The sequence below is a fragment of the Ruegeria sp. CDSC052 genome, from assembly GCF_059610685.1.
Window position 1 is genome coordinate 1026430 of the sequence record NZ_JBXWOB010000001.1, and the last position, 15149, is coordinate 1041578.

Below are 15149 nucleotides of genomic sequence, written 5' to 3' on the forward strand. Positions count from 1 at the left end.
TATGCATAGACCTCCGCTACCCCTGACCCGCGATCTGGTTCTTATCGGCGGCGGTCATACGCACGCGCTGGTGTTGCGAAAATGGGGAATGAACCCCCTGCCTGGCGCGCGCCTGACGGTCATCAACCCCACGCCTTCAGCCCCCTATTCAGGGATGCTGCCCGGTTTCGTTGCCGGTCATTACCGCCGGGGTGACCTGGATATTGATCTGGTGCGTCTGGCTCGCTTTGCCGGGGCACGGGTGATATTGGGTGCCGTCGAAGGGTTAGACCCTGACCGGCAAGAGGTACATGTGCCCGGCCGACCGCCCGTCGCCTATGATGTAGCCTCGATTAATGTTGGCATTACATCCGACATGCCGGCCCTGCCTGGATTTTCCGACCATGCGGTCCCCGCAAAACCGTTAGGGTCTTTTGCCGCCAGGTGGGCCGAGTACCAATCTGGCGCAGGCGCCGCCTCGGTTGCCGTGATCGGTGGTGGTGTTGCCGGTGTCGAGTTGATCATGGCGATGGCGCACGCTCTGCGTTCCGCAAACCGCAGCGCCCGATTGACCCTGATCGACAATGCTCGGGCCCTGACCGCGATTGGCGCTAAGGCGGCCTCGATCATTCGCAATGCGATGGCTGACCTTGGCATCGACGTGATCGAACAGGCCGCCATCGTCGAAATTCATGCGGATCACATCCGGTTGGAGGACGGGCGCCAGATTGCGGCTGGATTCGTGACGGGGGCGGCGGGGGCCAAACCCTATGGTTGGATGGCGCAGTCCGGGCTGGATCTTCACGATGGATATATCACGGTGAATAGCAGGCTGCAGTCCAGCAATCCTTTTGTGTTCGCAGCCGGCGATTGTGCCCATCTGTCAGAAAACCCCAGACCAAAAGCAGGTGTCTATGCCGTCCGAGAAGCCCCGATTCTTTATGACAATCTTCGGGCCTCGCTGGGTGTCGGAAAGATGCGCCCCTATCATCCGCAAAAAGATTACCTCAAGCTGATATCGCTGGGTGGGAAATCCGCATTGGCCGAGCGATTGGGAACCTCGCTCAGTGGTCCGTTGATGTGGAAATGGAAGAACCATATCGACCAGAATTTCATGAATAAGTTCCGGAATCTGCCGCAGATGAAAGCAGCAGAGTTGCCCCGCGACCACGCTTTGGGCGTGCCCGAAGTCCTGGGTGAAAAGCCCATGTGCGGTGGGTGCGGCGCAAAGATTGGGCGTCGCGCTTTGCGCAGTGTTCTGTCTGATTTGCCGCCCCCCGATCGGCAAGACGTTATACCGCTTTCAGGTGACGATGCGGCTTTGCTTCTCACCGGCGGCGCGCGACAGGTGATGACCTCGGACCATTTGCGCAGCTTTACCAATGATCCGGTTTTGATGACACGGATCACGGCCATTCACGCATTGGGTGATATCTGGGCGATGGGTGCGGCACCGCAGGCCGCCACCGCGACGATTATTCTGCCTCGGATGTCACCCGCACTGCAACAACGTACAATGTCAGAAATCATGGCCACCGCCAGTGACGTCATCCGCGCAACCGGGGCCGAAATCGTCGGAGGCCACAGTTCGATGGGGGATGAGATGACCATCGGGTTCACTCTGACCGGCCTGTGCGAAAACGACCCGATCATCTTGTCCGGAGCCCGCAAGGGCGACGCTTTGATCCTGACCAAGCCGATTGGCAGCGGCGTGATCATGGCCGCCGAAATGGCCGGTTTGGCCAATGGCATCTGGGTCGCAGAGGCGTTCCGCCACATGGTTCAGCCGCAAGGCGAAGCTGCGCGCATTCTGTTCAGCGCCCATGCGATGACCGATGTGACCGGGTTTGGTCTGGTAGGGCATCTGCAAGGTATTTGCGGTGCCTCGGGTTGCGGTGCGGTAGTTGCTCTGGATGCGGTTCCCGTGATGACCGGGGCCGTAGAACTCAGCGCAAGCGGCGTTCGGTCCACGATCTTCGAGGACAACCGCGCCATCGCGCCTGAACTCATCAATGGACCCAAGGCTGATCTTCTTTTCGATCCTCAAACCGCCGGAGGGCTATTGGCCGCTGTCCAAGCCGATGACGCGCCAGGCCTGTGTGCAGACCTACGTGCGGCTGGATATCCGGCAGCAATCATCGGCATGATCGACGATACGCCGGGTTTAAAACTTCAGAACTGATCCAGGACCTGTTCGACCCGCAAAGCGACCTCTTTCAGACCGGTACTTGCCAGCGAGGGCACCTGGATCGAGGCTACAATTTCGGCGCTGTGTACGCGCGCCGACTTGGCATAAGCCGGGTCGTAATGCTGTTCCATAAGTGACCGTGTAAGGGCCAACTTGTTACCGCCGTCAATCAGCGCAAACCACCCATCCACCACCTCATGCCCACGGTGAGACCTCAGCGGCGACAGGAGATCTTTCAACCGCTCGGCATCGCTGAGGACATCGTCATATGCCGAGACCAGATATTCCGCGCGCGCTTCTATCGGGGCATCAATCTGAATGCGCACGGCCGCACACATGGCGGACCAAAGCCTCGGCGGCAGGATCAAAGAGCCGATTTTGGACGATTCCGCTTCGACTACGACGGGACGGGTGGGGTCAAAACCACAAAGTTCTGCGGCCAGCGCGGATTCGAATGCCTTTTGACTGGGTTGTCCGCCCGGCATTGCCCCCAGCAACGACCCCCGGTGATTGGCAAGCCCTTCGAGATCCAGAACCTGGACACCACGTTCCTGAAGGTGTGTAAGCAGCTCGGTCTTTGCTGTGCCCGTATACCCATCCAGAAGGACGAATTGAAACGACAACGGATCGTCATACAGATACCGGCTCACCAAGCGGCGATAAGCCCGATAGCCGCCCTCGACAACCTCGGCCCTCCAGCCAATCTGTTGTAGCATCCAGGTAAACGAACCAGATCTCTGCCCACCGCGCCAGCAATATACAAGGGGTTTCCACCCCCCTTCGTGATGGGAAAGGCTGTGTTCAATGTGGTTGGCCGCATTCCTGAAAACCAGAGCCGCCCCCAGCTTGCGGGCCAGAAACGGGCTTTCCTGGACATAAATCGTCCCGACGCGCGCCCGTTCGTCGTTATCCAGAACTGGCAGGTTGATGGACCCGGGCAAATGATCCTCGGCAAATTCAGCCGGGCTGCGCACGTCTATGGTTGTGTCGAACTCATGCGCGTATAACTGCTGAAGGCTGGTGATTTTCAGAACCATGTCAACGATCTAACCCGCGTTGAACCGGATGGAAAGGCACGGTGTCAACCTGCGATGGGATCGACAAGCGTCGGTCCACTGGCCCGATTGGAATTGACGCTCGGATCGACACGATGAAAGCCAAGAATATCTTCCTGCCCCGGAGACAGCAGCCGCGCAGCCCCTTTGCCCACTTCACCCAACCATAAAGGCCAGTTTTCGGGTTCAACAATCAGGGGCATGCGGTGATGAATTCTGCCCAGATTGCGGTTTGCTGGTGTCGTAACGATAGCGCATGTTCCCTTCTGGTCGCCCTCGGGGCCCCAATCTTGCCATACCCCGCCAAAAGCAATCGGGGCCCCGTCTTTTCTGACAATATACCAGGGCAGCCGGTCTCCGCTCTCGGTTTTGGTCCATTCATAAAACCCGCTGGCAACTATCAGACATCTGCGTTCTCTGCAGGCCGCCCTGAAAGCCGGTTTTTCAGCTAGCGTTTCGGCGCGGGCATTGATCAACAATGGCCCATCGGTTTTTGACTTGTACCAGTGTGGTAAAAACCCCCAACGCAAGGCATCCAGCTGACGCCCGGTTTCGCCTGCCCTGACCACATGCACCTGACATGTCGGACAAACGTTGAAATTCGGGACAACAGGCAGAGCATTGGCCGGGCGCGCAGAAAACAACTGGGCCATGGCATCATTTGGAAGGGTTATTGCAAACCGTCCGCACATAGGTAATGAACTTTCAACAATCGTTTTCTACAGGCACAGGTTCTCACGGGGTCATATGCAAAATCAAACGGCGAAAACCTTAAAAGTCAAAGCTGTCGCAGCGCTGGAAGAAGGCAAATTCCAGGCTGCGCTGAAAAAGGCTCAACTTGGTGTAAAAAAGTTTCCGACCGACTCGGATTTTCATGCCATTTCCGGTTTTGTTCTGACCGAGATGAAACAGTATAAAAGGTCGATCCCGCATTTTGTCGAAGCCGCGCGGATGAAACCCGATGACCCACAGTTCGCCGAGAACCTGGCGAATGCCCTTATGCAGACCGGTCAGATTGCCAAAGCCTTGGAGTACGCCGAACTCAAGGTCGAAAAGTTCCCAGCCAGCAAGGAACTGAACCGGGTCATCGATGAGATCACCCTGAAAGGTAAGAACTGGCGTCTGATCATCGAACACGTGACCAAAAAGCTTCAAAGCGACCCTGAGAGTGTCAACCTATTGTCCACCCGCGCACGCGCGTATGGCCGTATTGGTTATGTCGAGCACAACTCGCGCGATATTTCCAAAGCGTATGAACTGGATCCGGAAAACGAAAAGATAGCCTTTCAAAAAGCCGTAAATCTGCACCAGAGCGGCGACAAAAAGGGATGCGCCAATATTCTGCAGGGCATCTACGCCAAAGAACCTTTCCATGTTGCCACCCTTCTTCAGCTTTCGACAATGTCCAGCAAAGAGGACGCCCCGAAACTGATGGAGGCGGTAGAAGCAGCGATATCCGAAAGCGTACACGAGCTGTCGGAACTGGAATTTGCCAAGGCCCACCTGATCCAAAAAGCCGATAGCCTTGGCGCAGCACTGCCGCAATTTGCACGTGCCAATGCTATCCAACACAACGTCAAACCCTATGATTTAGAGGCGGAAGAACAGAAGTTCGAACGTATCACTGGCCTGTTCCCTGTAGGAGGAAGAGTTCCTTGGTCCGAACAAACCGATCAGCCGGTTCCGATCTTCGTTCTGGGCCAGCCGCGCTCTGGCACGACGCTCATGGAAATGATGCTGAGCTCCGCGCCAGACATTGCTGGCTGCGGCGAACTGACGGTTGGGGCCGATCTTTCCCGCGACTACGCACAACATCGCAAGACCTTCGATTCCACTGCCGCAGCGATATATGCCAAAGAGTTCCGAGAGTTGATGCCGCCGATCCCCGATGGCTCGACCGCTTTTGTTGACAAGATGCCCCACAATTTTCAGCGGGTCGGCTTCCTGTTGTCGGCATTCCCAAACGCCAAGATAATAAACATGCTGCGTGATCCGCGCGATGTCGGTCTTTCGAAATGGATCCGCCGGTTCCCTGCGGGGGGCATGAACTATGCCTCGAATCTTGAGACCATTGCCCACTCTGCCAACCTGTATCGTCGCTATATGGCGCATTGGGATGCTGTTTTTGGCGACAAGATCCTGACCGTTCCATATGAAAAGCTGGTCGCGGACCCCGAAACCTATAGCAAGCAGGTCGCCGCTTTCTGCGACCTCGAATGGACCGAGACGATGATGCATCCGGAAGAGAATACCAAACAGGTCCGGACTGCCAGTATCGACCAGGTTCGCAACAAAATCTCAACCAAATCCATTGGGGGATGGCGATCTGTGTCGGAACATATCCAGCCCATGCTTGCGGGTTTTGATACAGGGCTTTGGCCGGAATACGACATTGATCAAGGCTGAAGGTTAGCTGAATGAAATAGGGCCGCATCCCAAGGTGCGGCCCTTTTCGTTTCGCTCTGGTCGCCTTACTTTTGCTTGATGCGACCGTCCAGATAAGGCTGGTAAGGCGCGTTTTCGGCTAGGTATTCCGCCGTGACATCTGCAAGATCCGGGCCAAAGTCATAGGCATTTTTATCGTCACCTTCGAACATACTGTACCCGTCACCGCCATTTCTGACGTAGTTATTGGTAACGACAAGATAAGTCGCCGCCGGATCAATCGGGGTAAGCCCATCGCCGTTGGATACCATGACCTCTGATACGCGCCCTTCGTTTGGTGCCACCGATGCGTCCCAAACAAAGGTCAGACCGGCAACCTGCGGAAAGCGGCCCTTGACCTCTTCTACCTGGCTCACGCCGTTTTCAAGCGCGTCAACGATGCCTTGTCCGCTGATCTCAAAGGTTGAAAGCGTATTCTGGAACGGCAGCACGGTCAGAACTTCACCCATGGTCACGTCGCCAGGGTCAATCGAAGCACGCAAGCCGCCAGAGTTCGCAATCGCGATATGAACGCCCTGATCAGCAACCCGCGCAAGCATAGCATCAGCGACCAAATTGCCCATCTGACATTCCTGAACACGACAGATCGAACGGTCACCCTCAATCGCCTCAGACGTGCTGGCCACGACCTTATTGCGGATTTCGTCCAAAGGAGCGGCCAGTTCCGCGATACGGTCCAGCGAGGCCTGATCTTCGGCCACGTTGTTGTCCATGATCAGCGGCTCACCAGCCGCCGCGACAACATTTCCGTCGTCATCAAAAGTGACATTCAGCTCGCCCAGGAATTTGCCGTAGGCATAGGCCTGAATGATCTGCACGCCATCGACCACTGTCGGATAGGGACCAACAGCCTTGTCGGAAACGTTGGACAAATATGTATTGGAATGCCCACCTACGATTACGTCAACGCCGGTCGTTTCCTGTGCAACACGCTGGTCGACAGCATATCCCGAATGGCTGAGAACGATGATCTTGTTCACGCCTTCCGCGGTTAGCTTGTCCACTTCGGCCTGAACCGCGGGAACCGGGTCCGAGAATGTGATGTTCGGGCCAGGAGAGGCCAGTTCATGCGTGTCTTCCGGCGTCAGACCAACAAGGCCGACTTTTTCTCCGCCGACTTCAATCACTGTAGACTTTTTGATCTTGCCGTTCAGCAATTCTTCGCCGGAAAAATCCGCGTTCGACATCAGCACCGGGAAATCAACCGTGTCAATAAAGCCGCGCAGGACTTCCGGGCCATCATCGAATTCGTGGTTGCCCACGGTCATAGCGTTATAGCCCAATTTGTTCATGAACTCGGCCGCGACCTTGCCCTTGTAATAGGTATAGAACAACGAGCCCTGAAACTGATCGCCGCCATCTACCAGGATCGAGTTTTCGGCACGTCCGCGGGCTTCTTCCACTGCTGTTACGAGACGGGCAGATCCGCCAAAACACTTGCCTTCGGCGTTGTCATCTGAACTACAGCCACTGTCATATTTGTTGATCGGCTCGATACGCGAATGAAAGTCGTTGGTGTGCAGAATGGTCAGTTTATATTCGGCGGCGGCCATTCCTGCAGTCAAACCCAGCACAGCAGCCGAGGCTAGGAAACGGGTGAACATATTTTAACTCCCTTTGTTAATTGCCAAGATGTTGCGCCGCCTTCAGCAAAGAGTCAAAGGGGGAAATCCGGCTTGAATCTAGCCGCAGCGCGGGGCATGACCGTTCTATGCTGATTTACAAGATTTTCCGCGCCAACGAATGGACGGCGCTGCAGACCGATGGCGCCACGGATGGTGCTCCGATTGATGTTTCGGACGGTTTTGTCCACTTTTCGACAGCTGAACAAGCTGCGGAAACCGCTGCCAAGCATTTTGCCGGCGCCGAAGGTTTGACGCTGTTGGCCTGCGATGCTGACGCGATGGGCGAGGAACTGAAGTGGGAGGTTTCGCGGGGGGAGGCTCTGTTTCCGCATCTCTACCGTCAAATCCGTATGACCGACATTATCTGGTCTTGCCCCCTGCCCTTTGACGGCAACGCGCATCGCTTCCCGGACGACATGAAATGACGGAATATATCGACCCGGATCGCGCCCAGTTCGAAGCCTTCAAGGTGCTGGATCGTGACCACCCGATCGAGATGCTGAACCTGGTGAGGTTCCGCAGCCGGGCCGAATATCCATCGGGGCACGAACTGGCCAAAAGCGGTCTGTCGGGCGCTCAGGCTTATCGAAATTATGGGATCGAAACCGCGCCGATCATTACCCGCCTTGGGGCAAAGATCATTTGGCGCGGCGCGTTTCAGAATACGTTGATTGGCCCGAAGGATGAGGCATGGGACGCGGTATTTATCGCGCGTTACCCATCGGCGCATGCCTTTCTGGAAATGATATCCGACCCTGATTACAAACAGGCGATCGTGCATCGTCAGGCTGCGGTGAAGACCTCTCGCCTGATCCGGTGCGCGCCGACCGAAGGCGGAGAAATGTTTGGATGAAACTGACTGAAAAGCTGGGGCTGGCTGCCCTGCACCGCTTGGACCCGGAAACTGCACATGCCCTGTCGATCAAAGCCCTGAAGGCAGGGCTTGCGCCTGCACCAGGGCCGGTCACGTCACAGCGTTTGCAGACCAAAATCGCCGGGCTGGATCTGCCCAATCCGGTTGGTCTGGCCGCAGGGTTCGACAAGAACGGAGAGGTTCTTGGCCCCCTGTCTCGCGCCGGGTTTGGGTTCATCGAAGTCGGTGCCGTTACTCCACGCCCGCAGCCCGGCAATCCCAGGCCGCGCCTATTCCGCCTGACCGAAGACCAGGCTGCCATCAACCGCTTTGGCTTTAACAACGAAGGGATGGAGGCCATGGCCCGTCGTCTGGCGGCGCGCCCCAGGGATGCGGTGATCGGACTGAACCTTGGTGCGAACAAAGACAGCGATGATCGACCCGGCGACTTTGCCAAGGTACTGGCCCATTGTGGGGCGCATCTGGATTTCGCTACGGTCAACGTGTCATCTCCGAACACTGAAAAGCTGCGGGATTTGCAAGGCAAAGCGGCGCTGAGCGCTCTGTTGAGCGGCGTGATCGAAACCCGAAACACCCTAATGCGCCCTCTACCAGTATTCCTCAAGATCGCCCCCGATCTGACCGAGGATGAGCTGCGGGATATCGCCGAAGTGGCCCATGAATCGGGCGTTGATGCGGTCATCGCCTCGAACACCACTTTGTCGCGCGATGGGTTGCGCAGCGCACACAGAGACGAAGCAGGCGGCCTGTCCGGCGCACCTTTGTTCGAAAAATCCACCCGCGTTCTTGCCCGGTTTAGCCATTTGACCGACGGTCAGATTCCGTTGATCGGTGTTGGTGGCATCAGCACAGCAGAACAGGCCTATGCCAAGATATGCGCCGGTGCTTCGGCCGTGCAATTCTACACAGCGATGGTTTTCGGTGGTATCTCACTTGCGGCGGAAATCGCGCGAGGTTTGGATGACTTGCTGGCGCGCGACGGGTTTGAAACCGTTGCGCAGGCCGTTGGAAGCAAAAGACAGGACTGGATATGATCGAATACTGGCACAATCCCAGATGCTCTAAGTCTCGCGCAGGGCTCGCTTTGCTTGAGGAAAACGGAGCGCAGGTCGAAATTCGCAAATACCTTGAGGATACGCCCTCGGCAGACGAAATCCGGGCCGTACTTACACGCCTTGATATCCCCGCCATCGACCTGATGCGGACTAGCGAAAAGCTGTTCAAGGAACTGGGCCTAACCAAGAATACCGCTCAGGATGACCTGATCACAGCAATGGCGGCCCATCCGATTTTGATCGAGCGTCCGCTTGCAATCAAAGGGGACAACGCAGCCATTGGTCGCCCTACGGAATCCCTTCTGGACCTTCTTTAGGCGACCAAAGCCTCAAGCTTGGGGTATCGCCATCCCAGCGTGCAGGCACGCGCGATGTTCAAGATCATCAGCGCGGCCCAAAGGCCGTGATTGCCGAGCGCAGGCACCAATATGAACAGGGCCAAAACATAAATCGCAACCGAATGGATCATCGCATTGCGCATTGCGCGCGTCCAGGTCGCACCTATGTAGATGCCGTCAAACATCCAGCTTGCCACACCGATCACCGGTGCCAGCGCCGCCCAGACCAGATACTCGCGTGCGGCTAGTCGCACCTCAGGTGCAGTTGACATCAGGTCGATCAACGCTGGCCCGGCCAGATAGAAAACCGCACCAAGTACAAATGCACCCCCTACCCCCCATTGCGAAGCCATGGCCGCGGCTCGGCGCACCTGATGCCGATCCCGCGCGCCAATGGCGCCGCCGACCAGTGCTTCGGCGGAAAAGGCGAACCCATCCAGTGCAAAGGCGGTAATTTCGAGAAACTGCAGCAAGACCTGATTGGCTGCCAGATTAACATCCCCCAGATCCGACCCGACGAAGAGGAATGTGGTAAAGGCGCCGGTCAGCAATACCGAACGGACCATGATGTCACCATTCACCTGCATCATCCGACGCAGACGCGTGGGATCAAAAATTCGCGGCCAGTCACGCAATTGATTCCCGGTAAAAGCACTGCGGCACAGCCAGAGACCCAGTGCCAGCCCGCTCCACTCGGCGATGAGCGTCGCGATGGCCACCCCCTCGACGCCCCAACCCAGACCAAGCACAAACCACAGATCCAGCAGAATATTCAGTCCGTTCATCCAGACCTGCAGGACAAAGACCCCACGCGTACGTTCAATCGCAATCAACCAGCCAGTGATGGCGAACAGCGCAATCGTTGCCGGCGCACCCCAGATGCGTATCCGCAGATAGTCGCGGGTCAGCGCCTCAACCTCGGGGCTGGCGGGGGAAAGGGCAAAAGCCCCTTTGAACAAAAGGACCTGGGCCAATATGAAAACCATACCTGCCGCACTGCCCAGCAATATGCCCCGCATCAGCAGCGCACCGGTTTCTGCAGTGTCACCTGCCCCGCGCGCCTGCGCCGCCAGGCCGGTGGTCCCCATCCTCAGAAAGCCGAATATCCAGTAGATCGAGGCCAGAATCACGGCCCCCATCCCAACAGCCCCAATCGGCGCAGCCAGACCCATCTGCCCGACTACGCCAGTATCCACGGCCCCAAGGATCGGAACCGTGGCATTCGACAGCACGATGGGCGCTGCAATTTTAAGCACGCGCCTGTGCGTGATGGGTGCCGAGGCGTCTTGCATGGAAATCTACTAAGCTTTCGATTTGGACTGCGGCATCAGAAAATGCCCGCTGGCCTGTGCGAAAGGACGCTGATGATTGTCCTGCCACGCTTCGACACGAACCGACGCATACCGGCGCCCTAATCGGCGAACAAAGGCACGCGCATAGGCATCCCGTGGCAAGCCCGATCGCAGGTAATCAACGGTAAAATCTACTGTTTTTGGAAACATGATGGTTTCATCTTGAAAGACCGTGCTGGCATCCAATTCGCCGTTTTCGATCCGGGGAAAGAAATACTCCCAACTCAGGGTGATAACCGCGGTTACTTCCAGAAAGGCAGCCGTCACACCACCATGAAGCGCCGGAAGCATCGGGTTTCCGATCAGCTTTTGGTCAAAGTTCAGTACCCCGGTCAACTCATTTCCCCGCCGGTCAAATTCGATTCCGAGAAACTGAATATATGGAACACCATCCACGATTGCCTTCAGTGCTGCATCGCGACGCTGTTCGATGAGCTGCATGGCTTCGGGCCGAGGTCGTGACATCATCGGCTCTCCACTGTGAATGAACCGGTGGCGGTTGCCACGGGCAGGTCCTTGTCCTCATCCATCGCAGTTGCGCGGACAAAGGCCACGTTTCTGGTGACGTGATAACAGACAGCATGTGTCGTAATGCTCTGTCCTGGCGTCGCCGGGCGCATGTAGTCTATCCGCAGATCTATTGTCGCGGTGGCGCCGGGCGAAGAAGGATGGCACATGACCGCGGAACCGCAGCAGGTGTCAAGCAGGGCAAAAACCGCCCCGCCATGTATCACACCCGTGCGTGGATCACCGATCAGTTCGGCCTTGTAGGGCATCGAAATCTCGGCCTCGCCATTACCCATTTTGGTGAGTGTCAAACCCAAAGCTTTGGCATGCGGAATGGCCTCAATAAACTGTCGTGCTATAGCAGCTTTGTCGACCATCTACTTGTGTCCTCTCTGTTTCTCCCTTTATGAGCGTCAGGCTAGCAAAAGAGCAAGCCCGCCTGTTGCGCTTGAAGTCGCCACGTCCTACGCTGTTTCGAAGGAGACCAGGAATGCCCGACAACCGTTTGTCATTCAAAGAGATGTGCGCCGAGTTTGACGTGACTCCACGTACCCTGCGCTACTATGAATATATCGAACTTCTGCAGCCTGACCGCGAAGGCCGAACTCGCTTTTACGGGCCTAGGGAATGCGCTCGGATGACGCTGATCATGCGGGGACGGAAATACGGATTTCCTCTGGAAGATATCCGCCAGTGGCTGCTGATCTACGAAGATCAGGGGAATCAGGCACAGATGAAGGCCTTCATCGAAATGGCCGAACATCAGCTTGTCGAACTGAACAATCAGAAAAAACAGTTGGATGAAGCCATAGATGCCTTGGAACAAATGCGTGACCAGACCGCGAAATTGTTAGACTAGGCATTGCTGCCCGGCTGACCGCGTTTACAATCGGATTTGCCAAAGCCAAAAACAGACCCTTCCTCGGCTCTTTTACACTTTCAGCATGCTTTTCCGTGTTTGGGAAATTGCATCTGGAAGGTGATCTGACGTGACGTCCTGAAATTCCCTGCAGTAGAAACCTTGACGCGAACGGAAGTTACGTCAACTTATTTGTGACGCAGCGTTCGCGTTACGTGAACGGCATCTACGTGCTGTAAGACGCGCATCGACTGCGCAAATCAGCTTAACGAAGGCCAGTTACAAGAGTGCAGAAACCATGACCGAAGATCTGATGACCATTCGTGAAATGTGCGAGACCTATGATGTCACGCCGCGCACATTACGTTTTTACGAGGCAAAGGAACTTTTGTTTCCGATCCGCGAAGGGCAGAAACGACTGTTCACCAAAAGCGACCGGGCGCGTCTCAAGCTGATCCTGCGAGGCAAACGCTTTGGCTTCAGCCTGGAAGAAATTCGCCAGCTTCTTGATTTGTATCACGTAGGTGATCAGCAGGTTACGCAGATGACCCGCACCTATGAGATCGCGTGCGAGCGGCTTGCCGATATGGAATCCCGGCGTGAAGAGCTGACCCAGGCCATTGACGATCTAAAAGAACAGTTGAGATGGGGCGAGAAAGTGATCGCCTCGATCAAGAGCGACAAAAAGGCCGCAGAATAACCCCGGCGGCACCCACCCACCGGACAAGCGAAACTAAGGAAGTTCCCAATGCCCGTATACAATGCACCAACCAAAGACATGCAGTTCGTATTGCACGAAGTGCTCAATGTATCGGGATCGGACATCCCGGGTTATAGCGAGCTTGAACCTGATTTTACCGGCGCTGTCCTAGAAGAAGCCGGTAAGGTGGCGACAAATGTTCTGCACCCGCTGAATACAATCGGTGATACCGAAGGATGTCGTCTGGAAAACGGTGTGGTATATACCCCTACTGGCTTTAAAGACGCATTCGCTCAGATGAAGGAAGGCGGCTGGACCGGCCTGGACATGCCCGAAGAGTTCGGCGGCCAGAACATGCCTTATGTCATTGGCTCTGCCGTGGCCGAGATGTTTTCCGCCTCGAACCAGGCGTTCACCATGTATCAAGGTCTGACCCACGGCGCAGCCTCGGCCATTCTGGCGCACGGCACCCAAGAGCAGAAAGAAACCTATCTGCCGAACATGGTTAGCTGCGATTGGACCGGCACCATGAACCTGACCGAACCGCATTGCGGCACCGACCTGGGTCTGATGCGCACCAAGGCTGAACCGCAGGCGGATGGCTCCTACAAGATTTCCGGTCAGAAGATCTTTATCTCGGCTGGTGAACACGACATGGCCGACAACATCATTCACCTGGTGCTGGCCAAGATCGTGGGCGGCCCCGAAGGCATCAAGGGTGTATCCCTGTTCATCGTTCCTAAATTCATGGTGAACGAAGATGGCAGCCTGGGTGAACGCAACGGCGTATCGGTCGGCAACATCGAAGAAAAGATGGGCATCCACGGCAACTCGACCTGCGTCATGAACTATGACGAGGCAACCGGCTATCTTTTGGGCGAAGAGCATAAAGGCATGCGCGCGATGTTCACCATGATGAACGAAGCTCGTATGGGTGTAGCCATGCAGGGTCTGTCCCAGGCCGACGCGGCCTATCAGAACGCGGTGGAATACGCCAAGGACCGCCTGCAGGGCCGCGATGTGACCGGCGCGAAAAATCCGGACGGTCCAGCCGATCCGCTGATCGTGCATCCCGACATCCGCCGCAGCCTGATGGATCAGAAGAGCTTTACCGAGGGTGCCCGTGCCTTTGTTCTGTGGGGAGCGACCATGATCGACAAGGCCCACCGCTCTGGTGACGATGCCGCCGATGGCCTGATCTCACTGCTGACGCCGGTCCTCAAAGGGTTCCTGACCGACGAAGGCTATGACATGACGGTCAAGGCGCAGCAAGTCTATGGTGGCCACGGCTACATCGAAGAATGGGGCATGTCGCAATATACCCGCGACGCCCGGATCGCGATGATCTACGAAGGCGCAAACGGCGTTCAGGCGCTTGACCTTGTGGGCCGTAAACTTGCCCAAGATGGCGGCAAACACGTCATGGCGTTTTTCGAAATGGTCAAAAACTTCTGCAAGGAAAACGCAGGTCAGAACGAAGCCTATGATACGGCGTTTATCGAACCGCTGAAAGCGGCCTCCAAGGATCTGCAGGCCGCTGCCATGTACTTTATGCAAAGCGGCACCAAGAACCCCAACCATGCGCTGGCTGGGTCGAATGACTTCATGCACATGTTCGGTCATGTCTGCCTGGGCCTGATGTGGGCACAGATGGCAAAAGCCTCTTATGCCGCACTTGAAGCCGGGACTTCGGACACCGAGTTCTACGAGACAAAGATTACCACCGGCCAGTTCTATATGGCGCGTCGCTTGCCAGCCACCGGCCTTCATCTGACACGCATCCAGAGCGGTGCGGATACTGTCATGGGCCTGGACGCGGCAAGCTTCTGATCTCTGACCGGCCCCAAACCATCTTGGGGCCGGCCATTCGAAAGGCTCGATATGCCAAAACGATTTCGCCTGACTCGCCGTTTCCCGGTCGCCATGACCGAAGACGGCTATCGCAAACTCAGAGGGTTCGCGCGCGAAGCTGGTCTGGACGAAGGTGAGGCACTGTCATTCCTGTTCGAGAACTTCAACAGCGTCATCGACGAAGAGAGCCTGACGCACCGTTTGCGTATCTTCAATTCCGAACTTGAAGAGCGCAAACGATAAGAAACCAGACCCGCCCGAAAAAGGGCGGGCTACATGATACAGCACATCGCACTGACTCATGTGCCAAGGGAGGCAAAT

16 protein-coding genes are annotated in these 15149 nt (G+C 56.4%); 10 read left to right on the top strand and 6 right to left on the bottom strand.

The genetic code is table 11. The annotated features are described in order from the left end of the window. Nucleotide 1 precedes the first annotated feature (1 nt). Nucleotides 2-2161, top strand: coding sequence for a selenide, water dikinase SelD (gene selD / locus AC2FIM_RS05150; RefSeq protein ID WP_496707886.1), 2160 nt, complete (start codon nucleotides 2-4; stop codon nucleotides 2159-2161). On the opposite strand, the gene mnmH is transcribed toward selD, so the two are convergent. Beyond that, nucleotides 2152-3204, bottom strand: a complete 1053-nt coding sequence (gene mnmH / locus AC2FIM_RS05155; protein ID WP_496707885.1) for a tRNA 2-selenouridine(34) synthase MnmH — start codon at nucleotides 3202-3204, stop codon at nucleotides 2152-2154. The genes selD and mnmH overlap by 10 nt on opposite strands. A gap of 44 nt (nucleotides 3205-3248) precedes the next feature. Continuing rightward, on the bottom strand, nucleotides 3249-3914 hold the full coding sequence (locus AC2FIM_RS05160) for an SOS response-associated peptidase (RefSeq protein WP_271948002.1): 666 nt from the start codon (nucleotides 3912-3914) through the stop codon (nucleotides 3249-3251). Between the two features lie 55 nt (nucleotides 3915-3969). Here AC2FIM_RS05160 and AC2FIM_RS05165 point away from each other — a divergent pair, with 55 nt between their 5' ends. After that, the gene (locus AC2FIM_RS05165) at nucleotides 3970-5628 is read left to right on the top strand and encodes a tetratricopeptide repeat-containing sulfotransferase family protein (protein ID WP_271948003.1); all 1659 of its coding nucleotides are present in this window, start codon (nucleotides 3970-3972) and stop codon (nucleotides 5626-5628) included. A 65-nt stretch (nucleotides 5629-5693) separates the two neighbouring features. Here AC2FIM_RS05165 and AC2FIM_RS05170 read toward each other — a convergent pair whose 3' ends face one another. Beyond that, nucleotides 5694-7271 (bottom strand): bifunctional metallophosphatase/5'-nucleotidase, encoded by a 1578-nt coding sequence (locus AC2FIM_RS05170; protein ID WP_142632834.1) that lies wholly within the window; start codon nucleotides 7269-7271, stop codon nucleotides 5694-5696. A 107-nt stretch (nucleotides 7272-7378) separates the two neighbouring features. Here AC2FIM_RS05170 and AC2FIM_RS05175 point away from each other — a divergent pair, with 107 nt between their 5' ends. The 4 genes from AC2FIM_RS05175 to arsC are packed head-to-tail and all read left to right on the top strand — an operon-like array spanning nucleotide 7379 to nucleotide 9538. After that, on the top strand, nucleotides 7379-7717 hold the full coding sequence (locus AC2FIM_RS05175) for a DUF952 domain-containing protein (protein WP_142632833.1): 339 nt from the start codon (nucleotides 7379-7381) through the stop codon (nucleotides 7715-7717). After that, nucleotides 7714-8145, top strand: a complete 432-nt coding sequence (locus tag AC2FIM_RS05180) for a DUF1330 domain-containing protein (RefSeq protein WP_142632831.1) — start codon at nucleotides 7714-7716, stop codon at nucleotides 8143-8145. The genes AC2FIM_RS05175 and AC2FIM_RS05180 overlap by 4 nt, the downstream gene beginning before the upstream one ends. Beyond that, nucleotides 8142-9200 carry a quinone-dependent dihydroorotate dehydrogenase gene (locus AC2FIM_RS05185; protein WP_142632829.1) on the top strand — a complete coding sequence of 353 codons (1059 nt, stop codon included), beginning with the start codon at nucleotides 8142-8144 and terminating at the stop codon, nucleotides 9198-9200. Before AC2FIM_RS05180 ends, AC2FIM_RS05185 begins: the two co-directional genes overlap by 4 nt. Beyond that, a complete protein-coding gene (gene arsC / locus AC2FIM_RS05190) occupies nucleotides 9197-9538 on the top strand; it encodes an arsenate reductase (glutaredoxin) (RefSeq protein ID WP_142632827.1) in 342 nt (113 codons plus the stop codon). The genes AC2FIM_RS05185 and arsC overlap by 4 nt, the downstream gene beginning before the upstream one ends. Here arsC and AC2FIM_RS05195 read toward each other — a convergent pair. Genes AC2FIM_RS05195 through AC2FIM_RS05205 form a run of 3 tightly spaced genes read right to left on the bottom strand, consistent with a single transcriptional unit; the run spans nucleotide 9535 to nucleotide 11795 of the window. After that, on the bottom strand, nucleotides 9535-10851 hold the full coding sequence (locus AC2FIM_RS05195) for an MATE family efflux transporter (RefSeq protein WP_496677954.1): 1317 nt from the start codon (nucleotides 10849-10851) through the stop codon (nucleotides 9535-9537). The two genes, arsC and AC2FIM_RS05195, sit on opposite strands and share 4 nt — an antisense overlap. 9 nt (nucleotides 10852-10860) lie before the next feature. Beyond that, nucleotides 10861-11376, bottom strand: coding sequence for a PaaI family thioesterase (locus AC2FIM_RS05200; protein WP_496677956.1), 516 nt, complete (start codon nucleotides 11374-11376; stop codon nucleotides 10861-10863). After that, nucleotides 11376-11795 carry a PaaI family thioesterase gene (locus tag AC2FIM_RS05205; protein WP_496677957.1) on the bottom strand — a complete coding sequence of 140 codons (420 nt, stop codon included), beginning with the start codon at nucleotides 11793-11795 and terminating at the stop codon, nucleotides 11376-11378. The genes AC2FIM_RS05200 and AC2FIM_RS05205 overlap by 1 nt, the downstream gene beginning before the upstream one ends. Before the next feature lie 113 nt (nucleotides 11796-11908). On the opposite strand from AC2FIM_RS05205, the gene AC2FIM_RS05210 reads away from it, so the two are divergent. The 4 genes from AC2FIM_RS05210 (at nucleotide 11909) to AC2FIM_RS05225 (ending at nucleotide 15071) form a co-directional block, all read left to right on the top strand. Beyond that, nucleotides 11909-12277, top strand: a complete 369-nt coding sequence (locus tag AC2FIM_RS05210) for a MerR family transcriptional regulator (protein WP_142632819.1) — start codon at nucleotides 11909-11911, stop codon at nucleotides 12275-12277. A gap of 298 nt (nucleotides 12278-12575) precedes the next feature. Then, the gene (locus tag AC2FIM_RS05215) at nucleotides 12576-12977 is read left to right on the top strand and encodes a MerR family transcriptional regulator (protein WP_142632817.1); all 402 of its coding nucleotides are present in this window, start codon (nucleotides 12576-12578) and stop codon (nucleotides 12975-12977) included. Nucleotides 12978-13025: 48 nt separating this feature from the next. Continuing rightward, on the top strand, nucleotides 13026-14807 hold the full coding sequence (locus tag AC2FIM_RS05220) for an acyl-CoA dehydrogenase C-terminal domain-containing protein (RefSeq protein WP_496677959.1): 1782 nt from the start codon (nucleotides 13026-13028) through the stop codon (nucleotides 14805-14807). Between the two features lie 51 nt (nucleotides 14808-14858). After that, on the top strand, nucleotides 14859-15071 hold the full coding sequence (locus tag AC2FIM_RS05225; protein WP_142632813.1) for a hypothetical protein: 213 nt from the start codon (nucleotides 14859-14861) through the stop codon (nucleotides 15069-15071). Nucleotides 15072-15149 lie beyond the last annotated feature (78 nt).